Below are 5327 nucleotides of genomic sequence, written 5' to 3'. Positions count from 1 at the left end.
TGATGAATTCATCAAATCGCCCCTCTCTCTTTTTACTATTTCGATGGCATCAACAAACCGAGTATCGCACCAAGCAAGGTCTGCATCGTTCCCTCGGAAACACTGCGCATAGGGAAGTCTACTTTCACTCCGATGTTGATGACTCCACGGCTGTTGTTGCTCTTCATGGGATACTCATGCCCCGTCACCGGACCCGATGTGTAGCGCATATTGCTGTTGGTATGTCCATAAAACTCCCAACGATAATCCCAACCCAGCGTGAGATTAACACTACTGACGAGTCGAATATCAACACCTATCTTCGGACTTAGACTGCCAATAGCGTGCTGAATATCGTATGTCATCACCCCGTCGCCATTCCAAGCTTGTGTAGCCGTGACCTTCTTCTCGCCCCTTTGGCGTGGCAGATTGAGAACATTGGTGTACAAATTAGCCCCTACATAAGGCTGAACAATCCATTTGGGAGCCAATGGATACCATTTGGCACCGACCTGAATACCTGCAACCCAGTTTTTCATGAGTCCGATACCGGTTGAAAGATTGGTGTACAAACCCTGCTGTTCCATATAGATACCGCCCGTAAGAGCCCAGTGGCGATGCAAATAATAATCTACCGAAAGCGCAAACGTATTTGCCTTATTAGCATCAAGACTGCTGGCATCGTAGTTACAATCCATACTTGCCTGCCCCATAGAGGCCTCAATGCCCCATTGGCGCACCTCTCCTTGGGCGCATACCTGCGTCTGCCAACCAGCAAACAAGAATAAAATCAACGTGAATAATGACTTCATAGTTATACTTACTGTTTATTTTGGACGCAAAGTTAATCTTTTTTCAACATCCAGACTTGCTTTTCTTTTAAATTATGATTAAATTTGCGATAATAGTAGTCGATCGTTTGAAAACACAGGTTTTTACTATATAAACTTCTTAATACCTATATATGATGAATACGATTCCTATTATTTTCTGGCTGGTACCGGCAGCTTCGGTCATCGCACTGGCTATGGCTTGGAAGTTTTTCTGCGATATGATGAAAGAAAACGAGGGCACTCCGCGCATGAAAGAGATTGCCGCGCATGTACGAAAAGGCGCCATGGCCTACCTGAAACAGCAATATCGCGTGGTCGGTATCGTCTTTGTGGTGTTGGCATTGGTATTTGCTTTCATGGCTTATGTGCTGAAAGTACAGAATCCGTGGGTTCCTTTTGCCTTCCTCACAGGTGGATTTTTCTCCGGATTATCGGGCTTTTTCGGCATGAAGACAGCCACCTACGCTTCTGCACGTACGGCCAATGCGGCTCGACAGGGACTGGATAGAGGCCTCAAGATAGCTTTCCGAAGTGGCGCTGTAATGGGATTGGTAGTCGTAGGATTAGGTTTGCTCGACATCACCTTGTGGTTTCTTATCCTCACAGCCATCTATTCGGGCAGTCATGCAGCCCTTATCACCATCACCACAACAATGCTGACGTTCGGTATGGGAGCCTCCACGCAAGCCTTATTTGCCCGTGTGGGCGGTGGCATCTACACCAAAGCGGCCGATGTGGGAGCCGATCTTGTGGGCAAAGTAGAGGCAGATATTCCCGAAGACGACCCGCGAAATCCGGCCACTATAGCCGATAACGTGGGCGATAATGTAGGCGATGTGGCCGGCATGGGAGCCGACTTGTACGAAAGTTATTGCGGCTCCATTCTGTCGACTGCCGCTCTTGGCGCTACAGCCTTTGCCATGAACGACGACATGCAACTACGTGCTGTCATCGCACCCATGGTGATTGCGGCCGTCGGAATATTCCTTTCGCTCCTTGGTATCTACTTGGTGCATACACGAGAGGGGGCTACCATGCGCGAATTATTGCATGCCTTAGGACGTGGAACCAACTCAGCTGCCGTCTTGATAGCCGTTGCTTCCTTCGGTATATTATACGGTTTGCAACTCGATAATTGGCTAGGTGTGTCGTTCTCTGTAGTAACAGGACTTGCAGCAGGCGTCATTATAGGGCAGGCTACGGAATATTACACCTCACAAAGTTACCGTCCCACACGCAGTATAGCGGCTGCCTCGCAGACCGGTGCAGCCACCGTCATCATCAAAGGCATCGGTACAGGCATGATATCTACCTGTATTCCTGTCGTTACCATAGCCATTGCCATCATGCTAAGCTACCTTTGTGCCAACGGATTCAACCTATCAATGAGTGCCGAAAGTATTTCTCATGGACTTTATGGCATTGGCATCGCAGCCGTAGGTATGCTCTCTACACTCGGTATTACGCTGGCAACGGATGCTTACGGCCCCATTGCTGACAACGCAGGAGGTAATGCCGAGATGAGCGAATTGGGGCCTGAAATACGTAAACGCACCGATGCACTCGACGCATTGGGCAACACGACCGCTGCCACGGGTAAGGGATTTGCCATTGGGTCGGCCGCTCTTACCGCTCTGGCACTGCTTGCATCGTACGTAGAAGAGGTGAAGATAGCCATGTCCAGAGCCGTAGAGCATGGACAAACATTCGTCGATGCAACCGGAAAGGCGTTCAATCCATCGGCTGCCAACATGCCCGATTTCATGGAATTCTTCCAAGTCAACCTGATGAATCCACGTGTATTGGTGGGCGCCATGGTCGGTGCGATGGCGGCATTCCTATTCTGTGGACTCACCATGGGAGCTGTAGGACGAGCTGCCGGAGCTATGGTCGACGAGGTAAGACGCCAATTTCGCGAGATAAAAGGTATCCTTGAAGGGGTGTCAACACCCGACTATGAGCGGTGTGTAGAGATTTCTACACGCAGCGCCCAACGCGAAATGATACTCCCATCTGTGCTTGCCATCCTCATTCCTATCATCGTTGCGCTCGTCTTAGGAGTCTCCGGTGTACTCGGATTGCTGGTGGGTAGCTTGTCGGCAGGGTTCACCTTAGCCATCTTTATGGCCAATGCAGGCGGTTCATGGGACAATGCCAAGAAGCTGGTAGAGGAAGGTGAGTTCGGCGGAAAGGGCTCGCTATGTCACAAAGCCACCGTTGTGGGCGACACAGTGGGCGATCCTTTCAAGGACACATCGGGTCCCAGCCTCAACATTCTCATTAAGTTGATGTCGATGGTAAGCATCGTTATGGCCGGCATAGCGATTCTTTAAGAACAAATATCGGATGAGTCCGGCAGGTCAGACCATCCTGACAACTTACTAAAACAATAAGCCCGCGCTCTCCGATTGATTGGAGAAGCGCGGGCTTTCTTATTTTCTTAATACTCTAAGAGGCTTAGTAGTTGAGGGCTTCTATTTGGAAGAAGCTCTGTGGATGGTCACAACAAGGACATACAGCAGGTGCTTCCTTGCCGATAACGATGTGTCCACAGTTGCGACATTGCCATATACTGTCACCGTCGCGAGAGAATACGACCTTGTCTTCTATGTTCTTCAAGAGCTTGCGATAGCGCTCCTCGTGATGCTTCTCAATAGCAGCTACCTTCTTAAACTTAGCAGCTATCTCTGGGAAACCTTCTTCCATAGCTTCCTTAGCCATTGTAGCATACATGTCGGTCCACTCATAATTCTCACCTGTAGCAGCGTCTGTGAGGTTCACAGTAGTTGTTGGGATGTCGCCACCGTGCAAGAACTTGAACCACAATTTAGCATGTTCGCGCTCGTTACGAGCAGTCTCTTCAAAGAGAGCAGCAATCTGCTCGTATCCCTCTTTCTTTGCTTTTGATGCATAATAGAGATACTTTGTATGAGCCTGACTTTCTCCGGCGAAAGCTGTCTGTAGGTTCTTCTCGGTCTTAGTACCCTCTAATTTGATGTCAGCAACAGCCTTAAACTTGCTTGCTGGAGCATGACATACGGGGCATTGTTCAGGAGCTTCAGTTCCTTCAACAACCAAACCACATACAGTACAGATAAATTTCTTCTTCATAATGTTTTTGTTTTTATTTTTTGTATTGATGTATTCCTTGTCGCAATACGCTTAGATGGCGCTGCAATCATATTTCCTTATCCGCTCGAAGATGCACTTTTCATATTACATCCTATACGCTATGAATATGTAAGCAAAGATAAATAATAATAGAATACGAGTCAAATTAAATTGTAATTATTTCAATTTAAGCATCCAATAGAGATTCTTTCTAAATAAGAAACAATAAACTCATCACTCCTAACTCGTCACTTCTCATTCCAAACTCGTTAACTTGTCTACTCGTAAACTTATCAACTGCCCCCTTTTAAACATTCTTTCGATAACTAACCACAGCCCAACTACCCATCAACAGAGCAAAGATGGTGAGCGCCAAAAGTTGAGTAGTGATACCCGCAAAGCCTGCACCATGTACAAACACGGCTCTCATACCATCTATAAAATAATGTACGGGGATGACCGTAACCAACACTTGAGCCCAGTCGGGCATACTGCGAGTGGGCGTAAAGAGGCCGCTCAACAGAATCATACACACCAGTATAAACCACATCACGAGCATAGCTTGTTGCATGGTATCGCTATAGTTGGACACAATGAGCCCAATACAGCTGAATATAATAGCTAACAACACTGCCAAAAGATAGATAAACAGTACATTACCGGCAGGCACTAAGCCATATAACAGCCACGATATGAGCAGACAAACGGTGAGTTCTAAGATGGCAATCAACCAAAAAGGAATGAGCTTAGCCAATATAAAGTCCATCTTACTAATAGGTGTTACGTTGATTTGTTCGATGGTTCCGGCTTCCTTTTCACCTACAATATTAAGCGCAGGAACAAATCCACAAATCATAATCATAATCATTGCCATGAACGCCGGAATCATAAATACCTTGTAATCTTGATGTAGATTGTAGAGATTCTTGGTCACAATACCGCCTTGAACATTCGATTTACCGGGATATACAGGCAGATTTTGCATCACAATATTGGCCATATACGAGGCACCAAGACTACCCTTCGTGCCATTCACAGCATTGGCTGCAATGAGCACTTGAGGGACTTTTCCCTGCTCAATGTCGCGTGCATAGGAGCGCGGAATGTTTACTATCACGTCGGCATGCCCCTTTTCTACATCCCGTAATGCTTCATCGTACGACGCAGATATACCTCTAAATGTGAAATAATTAGAAGCTTCCACACGATGGATAAGCCGTGCTGAAAGTTGCGAGTGGTCGTTATCGACGATACGGACAGCCACATCGCGCACCTCCATATTGGCAACCCATGGTATCACACACATGATAATGATGGGAAACATCACGATAAGTCGCGGCAGAAACGATCACCTTATCTTGATAAGAAAGAGCTGCCGGACGCTCCAACGTGAACTTCTTCTGC

4 protein-coding genes are annotated in these 5327 nt (G+C 47.2%); 1 reads left to right on the top strand and 3 read right to left on the bottom strand.

Going from position 1 to position 5327, the window contains the following annotated elements; genetic code table 11:
• Positions 1–35: 35 nt before the first annotated feature.
• Positions 36–791 carry an outer membrane beta-barrel protein gene (locus tag HMPREF0671_RS03595; RefSeq protein ID WP_052052809.1) on the bottom strand — a complete coding sequence of 252 codons (756 nt, stop codon included), beginning with the start codon at positions 789–791 and terminating at the stop codon, positions 36–38.
• A gap of 155 nt (positions 792–946) precedes the next feature.
• Here HMPREF0671_RS03595 and HMPREF0671_RS03590 point away from each other — a divergent pair, with 155 nt between their 5' ends.
• The gene (locus HMPREF0671_RS03590) at positions 947–3145 is read left to right on the top strand and encodes a sodium-translocating pyrophosphatase (protein ID WP_036896747.1); all 2199 of its coding nucleotides are present in this window, start codon (positions 947–949) and stop codon (positions 3143–3145) included.
• A gap of 124 nt (positions 3146–3269) precedes the next feature.
• On the opposite strand, the gene rbr is transcribed toward HMPREF0671_RS03590, so the two are convergent.
• Positions 3270–3923 (bottom strand): rubrerythrin, encoded by a 654-nt coding sequence (gene rbr / locus HMPREF0671_RS03585; protein ID WP_036896745.1) that lies wholly within the window; start codon positions 3921–3923, stop codon positions 3270–3272.
• 307 nt (positions 3924–4230) lie between these two features.
• Positions 4231–5265, bottom strand: a complete 1035-nt coding sequence (locus tag HMPREF0671_RS03580) for an ABC transporter permease (RefSeq protein ID WP_232223161.1) — start codon at positions 5263–5265, stop codon at positions 4231–4233.
• Between the last annotated feature and the right edge of the window lie 62 nt (positions 5266–5327).

Source organism: Prevotella sp. S7 MS 2, assembly GCF_000762865.1.
Taxonomy (GTDB): domain Bacteria; phylum Bacteroidota; class Bacteroidia; order Bacteroidales; family Bacteroidaceae; genus Prevotella.
Note: the sequence above shows the minus strand (reverse complement) of the source record. Positions and strands in the feature narration are given on the sequence as shown.

Excerpts from the sequence above, each read along its gene's own strand:
- HMPREF0671_RS03595 (WP_052052809.1), bottom strand. The coding sequence starts at position 791 with ATGAAGTCATTATTCACGTTGATTTTATTCTTGTTTGCTGGTTGGCAG.
- HMPREF0671_RS03590 (WP_036896747.1), top strand. The coding sequence starts at position 947 with ATGAATACGATTCCTATTATTTTCTGGCTGGTACCGGCAGCTTCGGTC.
- rbr (WP_036896745.1), bottom strand. The coding sequence starts at position 3,923 with ATGAAGAAGAAATTTATCTGTACTGTATGTGGTTTGGTTGTTGAAGGA.